At 68.4% G+C, this 14,773-nt stretch carries 14 protein-coding genes; 6 read left to right on the top strand and 8 right to left on the bottom strand.

Annotated features, from left to right (window positions below; all coding sequences use genetic code 11):
- Window positions 1–49: 49 nt before the first annotated feature.
- Window positions 50–427 carry a hypothetical protein gene (locus AB4083_RS08045; protein ID WP_441607260.1) on the bottom strand — a complete coding sequence of 126 codons (378 nt, stop codon included), beginning with the start codon at window positions 425–427 and terminating at the stop codon, window positions 50–52.
- A 157-nt stretch (window positions 428–584) separates the two neighbouring features.
- On the opposite strand from AB4083_RS08045, the gene AB4083_RS08040 reads away from it, so the two are divergent.
- From AB4083_RS08040 to AB4083_RS08030, 3 genes are all read left to right on the top strand, one after another.
- Window positions 585–1,502 (top strand): 23S rRNA (adenine(2030)-N(6))-methyltransferase RlmJ, encoded by a 918-nt coding sequence (locus tag AB4083_RS08040; RefSeq protein ID WP_441607259.1) that lies wholly within the window; start codon window positions 585–587, stop codon window positions 1,500–1,502.
- A gap of 195 nt (window positions 1,503–1,697) precedes the next feature.
- Window positions 1,698–2,210: a Slp family lipoprotein gene (locus AB4083_RS08035; protein WP_441607258.1), complete on the top strand. Its 513-nt coding sequence runs from the start codon at window positions 1,698–1,700 to the stop codon at window positions 2,208–2,210.
- Between the two features lie 71 nt (window positions 2,211–2,281).
- A complete protein-coding gene (locus AB4083_RS08030) occupies window positions 2,282–3,190 on the top strand; it encodes a cation diffusion facilitator family transporter (protein WP_441607257.1) in 909 nt (302 codons plus the stop codon).
- Window positions 3,191–3,199: 9 nt separating this feature from the next.
- Here the strand turns inward: AB4083_RS08030 and AB4083_RS08025 are convergent, their stop codons facing one another.
- Together AB4083_RS08025 and AB4083_RS08020 are read right to left on the bottom strand one after the other, a co-directional pair.
- Window positions 3,200–3,589, bottom strand: coding sequence for a VOC family protein (locus AB4083_RS08025; RefSeq protein WP_441607256.1), 390 nt, complete (start codon window positions 3,587–3,589; stop codon window positions 3,200–3,202).
- A 17-nt stretch (window positions 3,590–3,606) separates the two neighbouring features.
- Complete coding sequence (locus tag AB4083_RS08020) at window positions 3,607–3,993, bottom strand: MmcQ/YjbR family DNA-binding protein (RefSeq protein WP_441607255.1); 387 nt, start codon at window positions 3,991–3,993, stop codon at window positions 3,607–3,609.
- Window positions 3,994–4,176: 183 nt separating this feature from the next.
- On the opposite strand from AB4083_RS08020, the gene AB4083_RS08015 reads away from it, so the two are divergent.
- Both AB4083_RS08015 and mfd read left to right on the top strand, forming a co-directional pair.
- Window positions 4,177–4,791, top strand: coding sequence for a GNAT family N-acetyltransferase (locus AB4083_RS08015; protein WP_441607254.1), 615 nt, complete (start codon window positions 4,177–4,179; stop codon window positions 4,789–4,791).
- A 142-nt stretch (window positions 4,792–4,933) separates the two neighbouring features.
- Window positions 4,934–8,392, top strand: coding sequence for a transcription-repair coupling factor (mfd, locus tag AB4083_RS08010; RefSeq protein WP_441607253.1), 3,459 nt, complete (start codon window positions 4,934–4,936; stop codon window positions 8,390–8,392).
- A gap of 95 nt (window positions 8,393–8,487) precedes the next feature.
- Here the strand turns inward: mfd and egtD are convergent, their stop codons facing one another.
- Window positions 8,488–9,465: an L-histidine N(alpha)-methyltransferase gene (egtD, locus tag AB4083_RS08005; protein ID WP_441607252.1), complete on the bottom strand. Its 978-nt coding sequence runs from the start codon at window positions 9,463–9,465 to the stop codon at window positions 8,488–8,490.
- Between the two features lie 14 nt (window positions 9,466–9,479).
- Window positions 9,480–10,733: an ergothioneine biosynthesis protein EgtB gene (egtB, locus tag AB4083_RS08000; RefSeq protein WP_441607251.1), complete on the bottom strand. Its 1,254-nt coding sequence runs from the start codon at window positions 10,731–10,733 to the stop codon at window positions 9,480–9,482.
- 247 nt (window positions 10,734–10,980) lie between these two features.
- On the opposite strand from egtB, the gene AB4083_RS07995 reads away from it, so the two are divergent.
- Entirely contained in the window at window positions 10,981–11,427 is a 447-nt protein-coding gene (locus AB4083_RS07995) for a DUF6491 family protein (RefSeq protein WP_441607250.1), read from the top strand.
- Between the two features lie 65 nt (window positions 11,428–11,492).
- Here the strand turns inward: AB4083_RS07995 and AB4083_RS07990 are convergent, their stop codons facing one another.
- The 3 genes from AB4083_RS07990 to AB4083_RS07980 all read right to left on the bottom strand — a co-directional run bounded on the left by AB4083_RS07990 (window position 11,493) and on the right by AB4083_RS07980 (window position 14,736).
- The gene (locus AB4083_RS07990; protein WP_441607249.1) at window positions 11,493–11,873 is read right to left on the bottom strand and encodes a hypothetical protein; all 381 of its coding nucleotides are present in this window, start codon (window positions 11,871–11,873) and stop codon (window positions 11,493–11,495) included.
- Window positions 11,874–12,016: 143 nt separating this feature from the next.
- Window positions 12,017–14,212: a bifunctional 23S rRNA (guanine(2069)-N(7))-methyltransferase RlmK/23S rRNA (guanine(2445)-N(2))-methyltransferase RlmL gene (rlmKL, locus tag AB4083_RS07985; protein ID WP_441607248.1), complete on the bottom strand. Its 2,196-nt coding sequence runs from the start codon at window positions 14,210–14,212 to the stop codon at window positions 12,017–12,019.
- Window positions 14,209–14,736 (bottom strand): alpha/beta hydrolase, encoded by a 528-nt coding sequence (locus tag AB4083_RS07980; RefSeq protein ID WP_441607247.1) that lies wholly within the window; start codon window positions 14,734–14,736, stop codon window positions 14,209–14,211. Before AB4083_RS07980 ends, rlmKL begins: the two co-directional genes overlap by 4 nt.
- Between the last annotated feature and the right edge of the window lie 37 nt (window positions 14,737–14,773).

The raw sequence follows: 14,773 nt of genomic DNA, 5'->3' as shown, positions 1-14,773 counted from the left end.
AGGCATGGATAAAGAGCGGCCGGCAAAGCGGCCGCGCCATGCACGACAGTCAGGCCGACGGAGGTCTCAAGGGAGGTTTGGCGGGTTGTTGCGGCGCGGCTTCGCTGCCGCGCGGCAGGCCCAGGCGTTCGGGCGAAGGATGCGCGGCGGCGACGATGGCCACGCCATCCAGCTTGGCCGGCGCATGCGCGCAGGTGCAATCCGGCGCCGCATGGCCATGCGTCTGCGGAGCCTGCGGCTGCACGTCGTGCATGCCATGCATGCCGGCGTGGCCGTCCATCTGCATCGCTTTGGCCGGTGCCGGCTGCAGTTCGTCGCAACACCCACCGGTGGCCCAGGCCATGCTCGCCAGCAGCAGCCACGCGCACAGCGCCAGCGCGAACAGGGCACGGGAGCGGCGTAGCGAGGGGAGGAGGCGATGAAACATGAGCCGGAGGATGCCAGCGGGCACCAGGGGGAACAACTCTGGAGTTGGCTTCAAGCGGCTTCACCGCATGGCGTAGGTCGGGGTGAGCCCCGGCGAACCCCAACATGGCGGCAACGTTGGGGTTCGCCTGGGGCTCACCCCAACCTACAATGGCGGCATGAACTATCGCCACGCCTACCATGCCGGCAACTTCGCCGATGTCCTCAAGCACACCGTGCAGTTCGCCCTGATCGAGGCGATGAAGGCCAAGCCCACCCCGTTCTGCTTCGTCGACACGCACGCCGGCAGCGGCTGCTATGCGCTGGACAGCGCGGAAGCGGGCAAGACCGGTGAATACAAGGACGGCATCGTCCGCCTGCTGTTTCCGGACCTGCACCAGAGCGCAAAGAGCGCGCCCTCGGGCCCGCTGCCGCCGCCGCTGCGGCACTGGCTGGATTCGGTGCTGGCACTGCCCGGCAACAAGGACGGACTGCGGCTCTACCCCGGCTCGCCGCTGCAGGCCGCCAACGCGCTGCGCGATATCGACACCGCGCAGCTATGCGAACTGCATCCGGAAGAAGCCACCCGCCTGCGCGAACTGTTCCACCACGACCGCCGCGTGCACGTACACGAGCGCAACGGCTACGAAGCCTTGAAGGGCCTGCTGCCGCCGAAGGAAAAGCGCGGTCTGGTGCTGATCGATCCGCCGTACGAAGCGCAGGAAGCCGAGTACCGCAGCATCGAGCAGGCCTTGAAAGCCGCGCTGCTGCGCTGGCCCACCGGCGTGTACGCGGTGTGGTACCCGATCAAGCTGCGCAGCCAGGTGCAGCCGTTCCTGCGCTGGACGCAGCACAGCGGCGTGCGCCGCGTGCTGCGCGCGGAACTGCTGGTGCGGCCGGACGACTCGCCGCTGCGCCTCAACGGTTCGGGCGTGGTCATCCTCAACGCGCCGTGGAAGCTCGACGATGTGCTGCGCGAACCGCTGCGCGCGATGAGCCGGCTGCTGTCGCAGGAGCGCCCGGCCACCTGGCGCCTGGACTGGCTGGCCGAAGACACCGGCGAAGCGCCGCTACCGCGCAAACCCACCCGCCGCTAAGCTTGGCGCCGCGTCCGCGCCTGCGCGGACAGCAAAGAATGGCTTACCGAACTTAAGCCTTTGCGAACTCGTCATTCCGGCGAAAGCCGGAATCCAGGGCCTCTGAGGCACTGGACCCCAGCTTTCGCTGGGGTGACGAAGGTCGTGCGGGCAGCTCAACATCCAGGCAGTCCCACTGTACGTAGGAGACCGACCATGCGCACGCCGAACGTGAACCTCGTCCTTCGCCTGGCGGCCGCCGCCGCCGTGTTCGGCCTGAGCGCCTGCGCGCCCGCGCCGATCTACAAAGCCACCGGCACCCTCGCCGCCGCGCCGTTCAACGTGGCCGAGGCGCCGGAGCGCTACAGCAATGCGCCGGTGGTCTGGGGCGGCCGCGTGGTGGCGGTGCACAACCTGCCCGACCACAGCGAGGTCGAAGTGCTGGCCTATCCGCTGGACGGCTCGCAGCGCCCGAAGGCGAACGACAGTGGCCTGGGCCGCTTTATCGCCACCATGCCCGGCTATGTCGAATCGATGGACTATCCGGCCGGCGCGCTGGTCACCGTCGACGGCCTGATCAGCGGCAGCCGCGCCGGCAAAGTCGGCGAGGCGCCGTATGTGTTTCCGCTGGTGAAGGTGAACCGGTCGCACGTGTGGACCGCGGACGAGCTGAGCAGCGGCAAGAACAACGTGCATTTCGGCGTGGGCCTGGGCGTCGGCATCCGCTGACGCGCTCCTGGTTCGCTGCAGCTCGTTCACTACAGCTCGCTCACTACAGAAGGTTGCAGGGAAGAGAGTCGATGTCCGGTCACGCGAATTCGTTGAAAGCGGTCCTGCTGGCGCTCGGTGCCAACTTCGCCATCTTTGTCAGCAAGCTCGCCGCCGCGGTGCTGACCGGCTCCAGCGCGATGCTGGCCGAGGCGATCCATTCGCTGGCCGACTGCGGCAACCAGGGCCTGCTCCTGCTGGGCATGCGCCAGGCCAAGCGTCCGCCCAGCGAGGACTATCCGCTGGGCTGGGGCCGCGCGCTGTATTTCTGGTCGTTCCTGGTGGCGATCCTGCTGTTCAGCGTGGGTGGCATGTTTTCGATCTACGAAGGCGTGCACAAGCTGGGTTCGCCGGAACCGCTGCAGCGTCCGTGGCTGGCGGTGGGCGTGCTGGTGTTCGGCCTGGTGATGGAAGGCATCTCGATGCGCGGCTGCATGCAGGAAGTGAACAAGGCGCGCGATGGCATGGGCCTGTGGCAATGGTTCCGGGAGACGCGTTCGAGCGAGCTGCTGGTGATCTTCGGCGAAGACCTCGCCGCCCTGCTCGGCCTGGCGATCGCGCTGCTGGCGATCCTGGCCACCATCCTCACCGGCAACCTGCTGTTCGACGCACTGGGCACCATCGTCATCGGCGTGCTGCTGGTGGTGGTGGCCGTTGCGGTGGCGGTGGAAGTGAAAGCGCTGCTGATCGGCCAGGGTGTGGAACCGCGCCGCCGGCAGGAGCTGCTGGCGTTTCTGGCCGAGCGGCCGGAAGTAGCCGAGGTGCTGAACCTGATCACCCTGCAGCTCGGGCCGGAGGTAATGGTCTCGGTGAAGGCGCGCATGGCGCCGGCCGCGGACAATCTCGCGCTGATCCACAACATCAATGCGGTGGAGCGCGCGATGAAGGCGCGCTTCCCCGACGTGGCTTGGAGTTTCTTCGAGCCGGACGTGGCGGACTGAAAGCCCGCGTCACTTGCGCTGCAGCAGGTCCCACTTGTTGCCGTACAGATCCTGGAACACCACCACGCTGCCGTAGGCTTCCTCGCGCGGCTCCTCGCAGAAGGTGCAGCCAGCGGCCTTCATGCGCTCGTAGTCGCGCCAGAAATCGTCGGTGTTGAGCAGCAGGAAGACGCGCCCGCCGGCCTGGTGGCCGATCGAGGCGCGTTGTTCCTCATTGGAAGCCCGCGCCAGCAGCAGGCGGGTTTCGCTGGAACCGCGCGGCGCCAGCACCACCCAGCGCTTTTCCTCGTCCAGGCGGGTGTCTTCGATCAGCTCGAAGTTCATCACGCGGGTGTACCAGGCGATGGCCTGGTCGTAGTCGGCCACGAGCAGCGCCAGGGCGCCGAGATGCTGTTTCATCGTTACTCCGATCCAGGTCAGGCCGGGGGCAAGGGCCCCAGCTCTTTTTGCAGTTTCTTGGTGAGCTTGGCGCGCACCAGGGTGTAGGAGTCGCGCACCATCGCTTCCAGTTCGCGGGTGGCGAAGCGCTGCGGCTCCACCACCGACACCCAGTGCGCGCGGGCCAGGTAGGGCGAAGGGATGATGCCGGGCTGGTCGGTCAGCTCCAGGAAACGCTCGTCGGCCACCTTCAGGGCCAGCCGATGGCCGTGGACGGCCTCCGCCGTGCGAGTGATCGCGAACATCTTGCCGCCGACGCTGAAGACCAGGTCCTCGCCCCATTTGATGTCGTGGGTCACCCCCGGCCAGGCCCCGCACAGGGCTTGCAGCTGAACCACCGTCATGCCCTTGCCGGCCTTGCCCATGCCTTCACTCCGTGCCGACGCCATGTGGCCGGCCATCCGCGCATTGTGGCGATTTGGCCGGAAGGCGTCTCCCCGGAAGCGTGCCGGATCGCAACATGAACGGCTCCATCTGCGGCGTAAGGCCACGCCCGTAAACCAGTTTTGTTCATGTTGCGATGCACACAATACGCTAAAGTACGGTCCATGGCTGCGAACCTTCTTACCGATATGTCCCCCGCCCATCGCCCCCTTCCCCCGCCCAGCAGCGAACGCTTCGCCCGCCCCCGGCTGGCCGAAGCCCGCACCTCGCCCAAGGGCGAGCTGGTGACCACCCGGGACGGCCGCGAGCTGCGCCTGCGTGCGATCGAGCCGGGCGACGTGGCCGCGCTGCAGCGCTGCTTCGGCCGGCTGTCGCCGCAGGACATCCGCCGCCGTTTCCTGCACGCCATGTCGGAGCTGCCGGCGCCGATGGCGCAGCGGCTGAGCCGGGTCGATCCGGCCATCGAGAGCGCCTATGTGCTGATGGACGAAACCGTGCAACCGGCGGAAATGCGCGGCGTGGGCCGGATCTATGTGGACGAGGCCGCGAACAGCGCCGAGTTCTCGGTGCTAGTGGAGCACGATTGGGCCCGTGTCGGCCTGGGCGCCCTGCTGATGCAGCGCCTGGTCGACGACAGCCGCCGCCGCGGCCTGTCCGAGCTGTGGGGCTACGTGCTGCTGGAGAACCGCCCGATGCTGCAGCTGTGCAAGGAGCTGGGCTTCGTGCGCCGCCTGAGCCCGGAAGAACCCGGCACCACGCAGATCGCGCTGCAGCTCTGAGCAGCTTCGGGCCGGTGCCGCATACACCGTCACAAACTCCCATATGACTTCCGACCGCCCCGGCCCGCCGGGGCGGTCGCGTTACACTTGCCCGCTTTCACCGGCGCGGCCGTCCTGGCCGACCACGGAACGCCAGCGCGACATGCCCAGCCCCATTCTTCTTCCCGCCCTTCCCAGCACCCCCAAGCACCGCCGCTACTGGACGCCGCCGCATGGTTCGGCGCGTGCCCTGCTGGTGGCCGAGGCCGCGCGCAGCCACGCCGGGCTGCTGGTGGCGGTGACCCGCGACACCCAGCGCGCGCACGCGCTGGAGGACGAGCTGAGGCTGTTCGCCGGCGACCTGCCGGTGCTGCATTTCCCGGATTGGGAAACCCTGCCCTACGACATATTCAGCCCGCATCCGGAGATCGTCTCGCAGCGCATCGCCACCCTGTACAGCCTGCCGTCGACCCGGCGCGGCGTGCTGGTGGTGCCGGTGGCCACGCTGATGCAGCGCATCGCTCCGCACAGCCACGTCACCGGTTCCGGCCTGGTGCTGAGCAAGGGCCAGAAGCTGGATCTGTCCACCGAGCAGCGCCGGCTGGAAGCGGCCGGCTATCGCAACGTGCCGCAGGTGGCCGAACCCGGCGACTTCGCCGTGCGCGGCGCGCTGATCGACATCTATCCGATGGGCGCGGGCGAGCCGTACCGCATCGAGCTGTTCGACGACGAAGTGGAATCGATCCGCAGCTTCGATCCGGATACTCAGCGCTCGCAGCAGCCGGTGGAAAAGGTCGAGCTGCTGCCGGCGCGCGAATTCCCGCTCACCGAGCAGGCCGCCAAGGATTTCCGCGGCAAGCTGCGCGAGCGCTTCCCGATCGACGTCCGCCGCTGCCCGCTGTACCAGGACATGAAGGAAGGCGTGACGCCCGGCGGCATCGAGTACTACCTGCCGCTGTTCTTCGAGCAGACCGCCACCTTGTTCGACTACCTCGCCGAGGGCGCGGTGTTCCTGCTCGGCGAAGACACGCTGGAATCGGCCGAGCAGTTCTGGCTGCAGACCGGCGAACGCTACGACCAGCGCGCGCACGATATCGAACGCCCGGTGTTGCCGCCGGTCGAGCTGTACCTGCCGCCGGAGCAGCTGCGCGAGCAGCTCAACCGCCGCCTGCGCGTGGAAGTGGTCGCCAGCGGGCATGAGCACGCCGCCGATATCGGCACCCAGCCGGCGCCGGAACTGCCGCTCAACCGCAAGGGCGAAGAGCCCGGCACCTCGCTGCGCCATTTCCTCGTCAACTATCCGGGCCGCGTGCTGATCGCGGCCGATTCGGCCGGCCGCCGCGAGGCGCTGATCGAGACGCTGGCCGCGGCGGGGCTGAAGCCCGACAGCATCGATGGCTGGCCGCGCTTCATGGCCGCCGACGGCAACGGTCCGAAGTTCGCCATCGCCATCGCGGGGCTGGAACAAGGCTTCGCGCTGAAACAGCCGGCGATCACCGTGCTGACCGAGCGCGAACTGTACGGCGAGCGCGTGCGCACCGAGCGCAAGCGCCGCCGCGGCGCGGCGCGCGATCCGGACGCGATCATCCGCGACCTCACCGAGCTGACCATCGGCGCGCCGATCGTGCACGTCGACCACGGCGTGGGCCGCTATCAGGGCCTGGTCTCGATGGAGCTGGGCGGCACCGAGGGCGAGTTCCTCATCATCGAATACGCCAAGGGCGACAAGCTCTACGTGCCGGTGGCCCAGCTCGGCCTGGTCAGCCGCTACACCGGCACCGCGCCGGAGCTGGCTCCGCTGCATTCGCTGGGCGGCGACGCCTGGGAGCGCGCGCGCCGCCGGGCGGCGGAGAAGGTGCGCGACGTGGCCGCCGAGCTGCTGGCGATCTATGCGCAGCGCGAGGCGCGCGGCGGCGAGTCGCTGCCGATCGACCGCCAGCTGGTGGAAGAATTCGGCGCCAGCTTTCCGTTCGAGGAAACCCCGGACCAGGCGCAGGCGATCGACGCCGTGCTCAGCGACCTCGCCGCGCCGCGCGCGATGGACCGCGTGATCTGCGGCGACGTCGGCTTCGGCAAGACCGAAGTGGCGCTGCGCGCCGCCTTCGCCGCCGCCACCGCCGGCAAGCAGGTGGCGGTGCTGGTGCCGACCACCCTGCTGGCGCAGCAGCACTTCCGCAACTTCGCCGACCGCTTCGCCGACTGGCCGGTGCGGGTGGACGTGCTGTCGCGCTTCAAGTCCACCAAGGAAGTGAACGAAGCAATGAAGCGCCTGGCCGATGGCCAGATCGACGTGATCATCGGCACCCACAAGCTGCTGCAGCCGGATATCCGTTTCAAGAATCTCGGGCTGGTGGTGGTCGACGAGGAGCAGCGTTTCGGCGTGCGCCAGAAGGAGCAGCTGAAGAAGCTGCGCGCCGAGGTCGACCTGCTGACCATGACCGCCACGCCGATCCCGCGCACCTTGAACATGGCGATGAGCGGGCTGCGCGATCTCTCCCTGATCGCTACCCCGCCGGCGCATCGACTGGCGGTGCGCACCTTCGTCAGCGCGTGGGACCCGGCCACCGTGCGCGAAGCGTTCCAGCGCGAGCTGGCGCGCGGCGGCCAGGTCTACTTCCTGCACAACGAGGTGGAGAGCATCGACCGCACCGCGCGCGAGCTGCAGGAGCTGATCCCGGAGGCGCGCATCGGCATCGCCCACGGCCAGATGGCCGAGCGCGAACTGGAACAGGTAATGGCGGACTTCCATCGCCAGCGCTTCAACGTGCTGGTGTGCACCACCATCATCGAGACCGGCATCGATATCCCCACCGCCAACACCATCATCATCGACCGCGCCGACCGCTTCGGCCTGGCCCAGCTGCATCAGCTGCGCGGTCGCGTCGGCCGCTCGCACCATCGCGCCTACGCCTACCTGATCGTGCCGGACCGCAAGGCGATGACCGCGGACGCGGAGAAGCGCCTGGAAGCGCTGGCCTCGCTGGAAGAACTGGGCGCGGGCTTTACGCTGGCTACGCACGACCTGGAAATCCGCGGCGCGGGCGAGCTGCTGGGCGACGAACAGTCGGGCCAGATCCAGGAGATCGGCTTCGGCCTGTACACCGAGTTGCTGGAACGCGCGGTGCGCGCGCTGAAGTCGGGCAAGTTGCCGGACTTCGATCTCAGCTCCGAGCACGAGACCGAGGTGGAGCTGCATCTGCCGGCACTGATTCCGGACGACTACCTGCCCGACGTGCACACCCGCCTTACGCTCTACAAGCGCATCGCCAGCGCACGCCACGACGAAGCGCTGCGCGACCTGCAGGTGGAGATGATCGACCGCTTCGGCCTGCTGCCGGAGCCGAGCAAGACGCTGTTCGCCATCGCCGGCCTGAAGCTGATGGCGACGCCGCTGGGCATCCGCAAGCTGGACTTCGGGCCGAATGGCGGGCGCATCACCTTCCGCGAGAAGCCGGAGCTGGATCCGATGGCGGTCATCCGGCTGATCCAGAGCCAGCCGCGCGTGTACAAGCTGGATGGGCAGGACAAGCTGAAGGTGCTGCTGGAATTGCCGGGAGCGGTGGAGCGGATCCGCACGGCGCAGGAGATCCTGGTGCAGCTGGGGGCGCGGCGGCCGGCCTGAACGACCGGCGTAGGTTGGGGTGAGCGCAGCGAACCCCAACAAACCTCGCCGCAATGTTGGGGTTCGCCTTCGGCTCACCCCAACCTACGCCAGCACTATCCCGCGCGGCGAACGAGATACTGCACCGAGAACAGCTGCTCCGGATCCAGCCACAGCTTCGCCACCTCGAGGCCCGCCTTGTGCGCCATCGCGGCGAAGTCTTCCGGCGAATACTTGCAGCTGTATTCCACCAGCATCGCCTCGTCCTCGGCGAAGGTGGCGAGCATGCGGCCGACCCGCACCTTCTGTTCGCGCGTGCTGATGATGTGCGTCTCGATGCGTCCGGCCAGCGGGTTGTAGTGCGCGCGGTGGCGAAACGCATCGAGGTGGAAATCGCTGCCCAGCTCGCGGTTGAGGCGCGCCAGCATATTGAGGGTGAACTCGGCGGTGATGCCGGCGCCGTCGTTGTAAGCGGACTCGATGCGCGCGGCGTCCTTCTTCAGGTCCACGCCGATCAGCACGCCGCCGGCTTCGCCCATTTCGTCGCGCATGGTACGCAGCAGCTGGATCGCTTCGCGCTGTTCGAAGTTGCCGATGGTCGAACCGGGGAAATAGATCACCGTGCGCCGCGGCGCGCGCGGCGGAATCGGCAGGCGCAGCGGGCGGGTGAAGTCGGCATGCAGCGGCTGCATCGGCAGCGCGGGGAAGCGCTCGGCCAGGCGCTGCACGCTGGCGGCGAGCGCCTCGGAGGCGATCTCCACCGGCACGTAGCACACCGGCGAAACCAGGTGTTCCAGCAACTGGCGCGTCTTCACCGCATTGCCGCTGCCGTATTCGACCAGCCGCACGTCCGGACCGAGCGTGCGCGCGATATCGCCGGCGTGCGCTTCGAGCAAGGCGATTTCGGCGCGGGTGAGGTAGTACTCCGGTTGCTCGCAGATCTGCTCGAACAGCTCGCTGCCGCGTTCGTCGTAGAACAGCCAGGACGGCAGGCGCTTCGGTTGCGCGCGCAATCCGCGCTGGACGATTTCCAGCAGTTCGCTGGCGGGTGGGCGACGATCGTCGTCGCGGGGTTCCAGGGCTTGCAGACTCATGGTGGGTGGCTCTCTTACCGATCTCGTGCGAGACGCAGGCCGGCGAACTGCCAGCGCGCCTGGGCGGGGAAGAAATTGCGGTAGCTGGCGCGGATGTGCTCGCGCGGCGTGGCGCAGGAGCCGCCGCGCAGCACCCATTGCGCATTCATGAACTTGCCGTTGTATTCGCCCAGCGCACCGGGCAACGGCTGGAAGCCGGGATAGCTGACGTAGGGCGAGGCGGTCCATTCCCACACGTCGCCGTACATCTGCAGCAGGCCGTCGCCGCTGGCGGCGCGCGGCATGTGCGCGCGCTCGTCCAGCAGGTTGCCATGCACCGGTTGCGCGGCCGCGGCGCTTTCCCATTCCGCTTCGGTGGGCAGGCGCGCGCCGGCCCAGCGCGCGAACGCGTCGGCTTCGAAATAGCTGAGCTGGGAGACCGGTGCGGCGAGATCGAGCGCGCGGATGCCGCCGAGACCGTAGGCGCTGTCCAGGTCGTCGCGCCAATACAGCGGATGCTGCCAGCCTTCGGCCTGCAGCGTGGCCCAGCCATCGGCAAGCCATAGCGAGGGTTCGCGGTAGCCGCCGTCCTGCACGAACAGGCGGAACTCCTCGTTCGTCACCGGGCGGTTGGCAAGCGCGTGCGCCTGCAGCAGCGTGCGATGGCGCGGGCCTTCGTTGTCGAAGGAAAAACCATGGCCGCCGTGGCCGATCTCGACGATGCCTTCGCGGCCGTCGACATAGCTCATCGAAGTAGCCGGCGCGTGGCTGTGCGCAGCGGCCAGCGCTTCGTCGTAGGCCGGATGGAGCGGGTGGCACCACAGCGCGTGCTGGATGTCGGTGAGCAGCAATTCCTGATGCTGCTGTTCGTGCTGCAGGCCGAGCTCGACGATCGCCTCGCCGGCCGGATCGAGGCCGGCTTCGAGGCGTTCGGCCACGGCGTCCTCGATGCGATGGCGATAGTCCAGCACTTCATCCAGGCCGGGACGCGACAGCAGGCCGCGGAGCGGACGCGCATGCATCGGCCCCACCGTCTGGTAGTAGGAATTGAACAGGTAATGCCATTGCGGATGCCGCGGGCGCCAGGTCGGATCGCGGCCGAGCAGGAACTGCTCGAAGAACCAGGTGGTGTGCGCCAGATGCCATTTGGCCGGACTGGCGTCGGGCATCGACTGCACCATCATGTCCTCGGCGCTGAGGCCGGCGGACAAGCCTACGGTGCGGCCGCGCACGCGCTGGAAACGCTGCGCCAGCGACAGGGCGCGCGTGCTGACATCGGACAGGCTCACGCGGGCCTCCGTTGCAACGAAATGCCCCGTCGAACGTTATAGAGAGGGCTTGGCGACTCGAGGACCCGCATCCAGATACCTTGCCGCAGCACCCGTTCATTTTCCGTGATACGGCCTGGGCAAAGGCTTGACACGCGACGACCCGGCGGCGCTCAAATGCGCGCGCACGACGTCGGTGGTTTCACCAGGCAAGGGCCCCGGCAACGGGTAACACAGGGCGTTCCATCCACCCTATCGAGGTATCCCCATGAAAACCGTCACCGCCATGCTGCTGCTCGCGATGACTGCCGCCACCGGACTGGCTCATGCCGACGGTCCGGCGCCCGAGCGTCAGCCGATGCGTCCGGTCAGCGATTGCCTGCGTCCGGATCGCGTCAACGAATGGTATGTCGTGGACCAGCGCACGGTGATCGCGCGCACCGGCCCGGATCGCTACCTGGTCAAGCTCACCGCCGACTGCCCGCGTTTAGGCATCGGCCAGCAGTTGCTGTTCCGCGCCAACGACTCCAATCGCGCGGCCGGCATGGGCGCGGTCTGCGGCGAAGTCGGCGAGAGCGTGATTTCCCGCGACCAGCCACCCTGCGCGATCCAGTCCGTAAGCAAGATCGACAAGGCGCAGTTCAAGAAGCTGGAGAAGCATACATCGCAGCACGGCTTCATCAGCAACGGCGGCACGCCGCCGACCAAGCCGTAAGCGCAGCATGAAACGAAAGAGCCCGGCCTAGGCCGGGCTCTTTCTTTGCGCGCATCGCGGCGGCATCATTCGCCGTCGTCATCGTCGCGGTAGTGGCGTGCGCGGTAACCGTCGCTGTAGTAGCCGCGCTCTTCATACACGCGGCGCACGTACACCGGACGCTCCACCACCACCGGATCGTCGTAGTACACCACGCGCGGCGCCGGACGGTAGTACACCGGCGGAGCGTAGTAGCCGCCACCGCCGTAGTAGCCGCCACCGTAATACGGGTGGTGGTAGTGCCCGCGGTAGCCGTCGGAGTAGCCGATGCTGACACCCGGCAGGTTGACGCCGATACCCACGCTGACGTGGCTGCGGGCGAACGACGGGGCGGCGGCCGCGCAACCCAGCAGCACGGCGGCGGCGAGGACCACGCGCTTGAGGCTGGAACGCTTCGACATGTTCATGGCTTTCGGTCTCCGAGAGAGCGGCGGCAACGGTGCGGGCGGTCCGGGAAAGGGTGAACAGGGGGCCGCGCCGGCGTTGTCTGCCGGTGCTCATGCTCGGGCCGGCGGGCTGAATCCGGACTGAGCATTTCCACCCCGTTTTCCTAGCGTTTACCCCGGTGCTGGATGTGCCGGACGCTGTCGCCCCAGGGCGACTCCTGCGGGTGCAGCCGCAGCACCCAGCAGCCGTGGATGTCGGACCGGCGGGCGAAGTCGAACGGGATGCTGGGCGCGCTCCAGTCCTCGATCTCGAAGTGCTCTTCCAGCGCCGCCCGATCCAGCGTGAAGCGGCGGAAGTTGTTGGAGAACACGATCGCCCCGTCCGCCGTCAGCCGCTCCGCGCAGGCCAGCAGCAGGCGGGCGTGGTCGCGCTGCACGTCGAAGTCCTCGGCGCGCTTGGAATTGGAGAACGTCGGCGGATCGACGTAGATCAGCCCGTAACGCTCGCGCTCGTGGCGCAGGAATTCCAGCGCGTCGGCCTGCATCAGCCGGTGTTTGGTCCCGGTGAAACCGTTCAGCGCCAGATTGCGCGAAGCCCAATCCAGATAAGTGCCGGACAGATCCACGCTGGTGGTATCGCGCGCGCCGCCCGCCGCCGCGTAGACGCTGGCGGTGGCGGTGTAGGCGAACAGATTGAGGAAGCTCCGCCCTTCGGCCAGCTCGCGCAGGCGCGCGCGGACCAGGCGGTGGTCGAGGAACAGTCCGGTATCCAGGTAATCCGTGAGATTGACCAGGAAGCGCAGGCCGCCCTCCTCCACCTCGACGAATTCGCCGCGCTGGTCGAGCTGCCCGTACTTGGAGCCGCCCTTGCCGCGCTCGCGCGTCTTCAGCGCCACGCGTTCGCGCGGCACGCCGAAGGTTTCGCCGGCCACGCGCACGATCTCGCGCAGGCGCAGGCGCGCGGTCTCGACGGGGACGTCGGCCGGCGCGCGATATTCCTGCACGTGCAGCCACTGGCCACCCTTGGCGTCGCCGTAGACGTCGATCGCCGCCGCGTATTCCGGCAGGTCCTGGTCGTAGGCGCGCCAGCAATGGATCCCTTCGCGCTCCAGCCGCTTGCGCAGGTGGCGGACGTTTTTCTCCAGCCGGTTCTTCAGCATCTGCGCGCCGGAAGACAGCGGCTTCACTTCGCGCGGGGTGTCGTCGGCCGCGCGCAGCTCGAACAGCAGCAGCACGGTTTCCAGCGCGCCGTTGTACAGCGCGTATTTCTTGTTCGCGCGCAGCGGAATGGCCTGGCCCAGTTCGGCGTCGCCGGCCAGCACCGCCGCATGCCAACCGGCGAAGCGCTGCTTCAGCGCCTCGCCCAGCGCGCGGTACAGCTTGGGCATCGCATCGCGTTCGCCCATGCGTTCGCCGTAGGGCGGATTGGTGATGACCAGGCCGCGCTCGAAACCTGGCGGCGGCGCGACGTGCAGCGCGTCGTGGCGGTCCAGGCTGAGGAAGCCGGCCACGCCGGCCTCCTGCGCATTGCGCTTGGCGGTCTGCACCATGCGCGGGTCGGCGTCGCTGCCGAAGAAGCACGGGCGCAGCGCGCGCAGGCCGGTCTCGGCGCGAGCGCTTGCTTCTTCCAGCAGGCCGCGCCACAGCGCGATGTCGTGGCCGAGCCAGCCGAGGAAGCCGAAGTACTCGCGGCGCAGGCCCGGCGCCACGTCAGCGGCCATCAGCGCGCCTTCGATCAGCAGCGTGCCGGAGCCGCACATCGGATCCAGCAGCGCGCCGCCCTGCGCATACATCGCCGGCCAGCCGGCGCGCAGCAGCATGGCGGCGGCGAGGTTTTCCTTCAGCGGCGCGTCGCCCTGCATTTCGCGCCAGCCGCGGCGGTGCAACGGCGCGCCGGCCAGGTCCAGCGACAGCGTGGCGCGGTCGCGGCGCAGGCGCAGATGGATGCGTACGTCCGGTTCCTCGGTGTCGATGTCGGGACGCGAGCCGTCGCGCTGGCGGAACTGGTCGACCACCGCGTCTTTCACGCGCAGCGCAATGAACTGGCTATGCGTGAGCTTGCTCTGCGCAGTGACCGCCTCCACCGCCAGCGTGCCGTGCGCGGCCAGGTGCCTGGACCAGTCGATGGCTTCGACGCCGGCGTACAGCGCATCGCCATCCGCCGCATCGAATTCCGCCAGCGGCATCAGCACGCGGCTGGCCAGGCGCGACCACAGGCAGGCGCGGTAGGCGATCTCCAGCGGGCCGGAGAAATACACGCCGGCCAGCGCTTCGCGCGCGTCTTCCGCACCCAGCGCGGCCAGCTCGTCGCGCAGCAGGTATTCGAGGCCCTTGGGGCAGGTGGCGAAGTAGGCGCTCACTGGACGCTCGCCTGCGCATCGAGGAAGGAGCGGAACTGCGCACCGATCGCATCGACGCTGGAGCTCAGCCGGTGGTCGTCGTCCAGCACCAGCAGCGGCAGGCTGCGGCGGCGGGCGAAGTCGTGCAGGTCGTCCAGCGGGCACAGTTCGTCATGCCAGCCGTGGATCAGCAGGGTCGGCACGTCCTGGCGCAGATCGAAGGCCGCCTGGTAGCCGGGAATGGCCACCGGCGTGGCCAGCAGGAACAGGCCGGCCACCGGCCGCTCCAGCGAAGCGAGGCCGGAAGCGAACGCCCCCATGCTGGAACCGACCAGCACCGGCGGCGCGTCCAGCGCGTCGATCGCCGCGCGCAGGCGCGCCACGCGCGGGGCGACCGAGCCGGCGTAGCCGGGGTGGTCGTCTTCGCGATAGTCGGGCCGCTGCGTCGACCAGCCCAGCGATTCGGCGATGGCGGCCAGCGCGCTGACCTTGGTGGCATCCGGGCCGGAATCCGAACCGTGGGAAAGAATGATCTGGCCGCGCATCGCGGTCTCCAACAAGCAAGTACAAGGATGCCCATGA

The organism is Dyella sp. 2RAB6, from assembly GCF_052115385.1.
Taxonomy (GTDB): domain Bacteria; phylum Pseudomonadota; class Gammaproteobacteria; order Xanthomonadales; family Rhodanobacteraceae; genus Dyella_D.
Note: the sequence above shows the minus strand (reverse complement) of the source record. Positions and strands in the feature narration are given on the sequence as shown.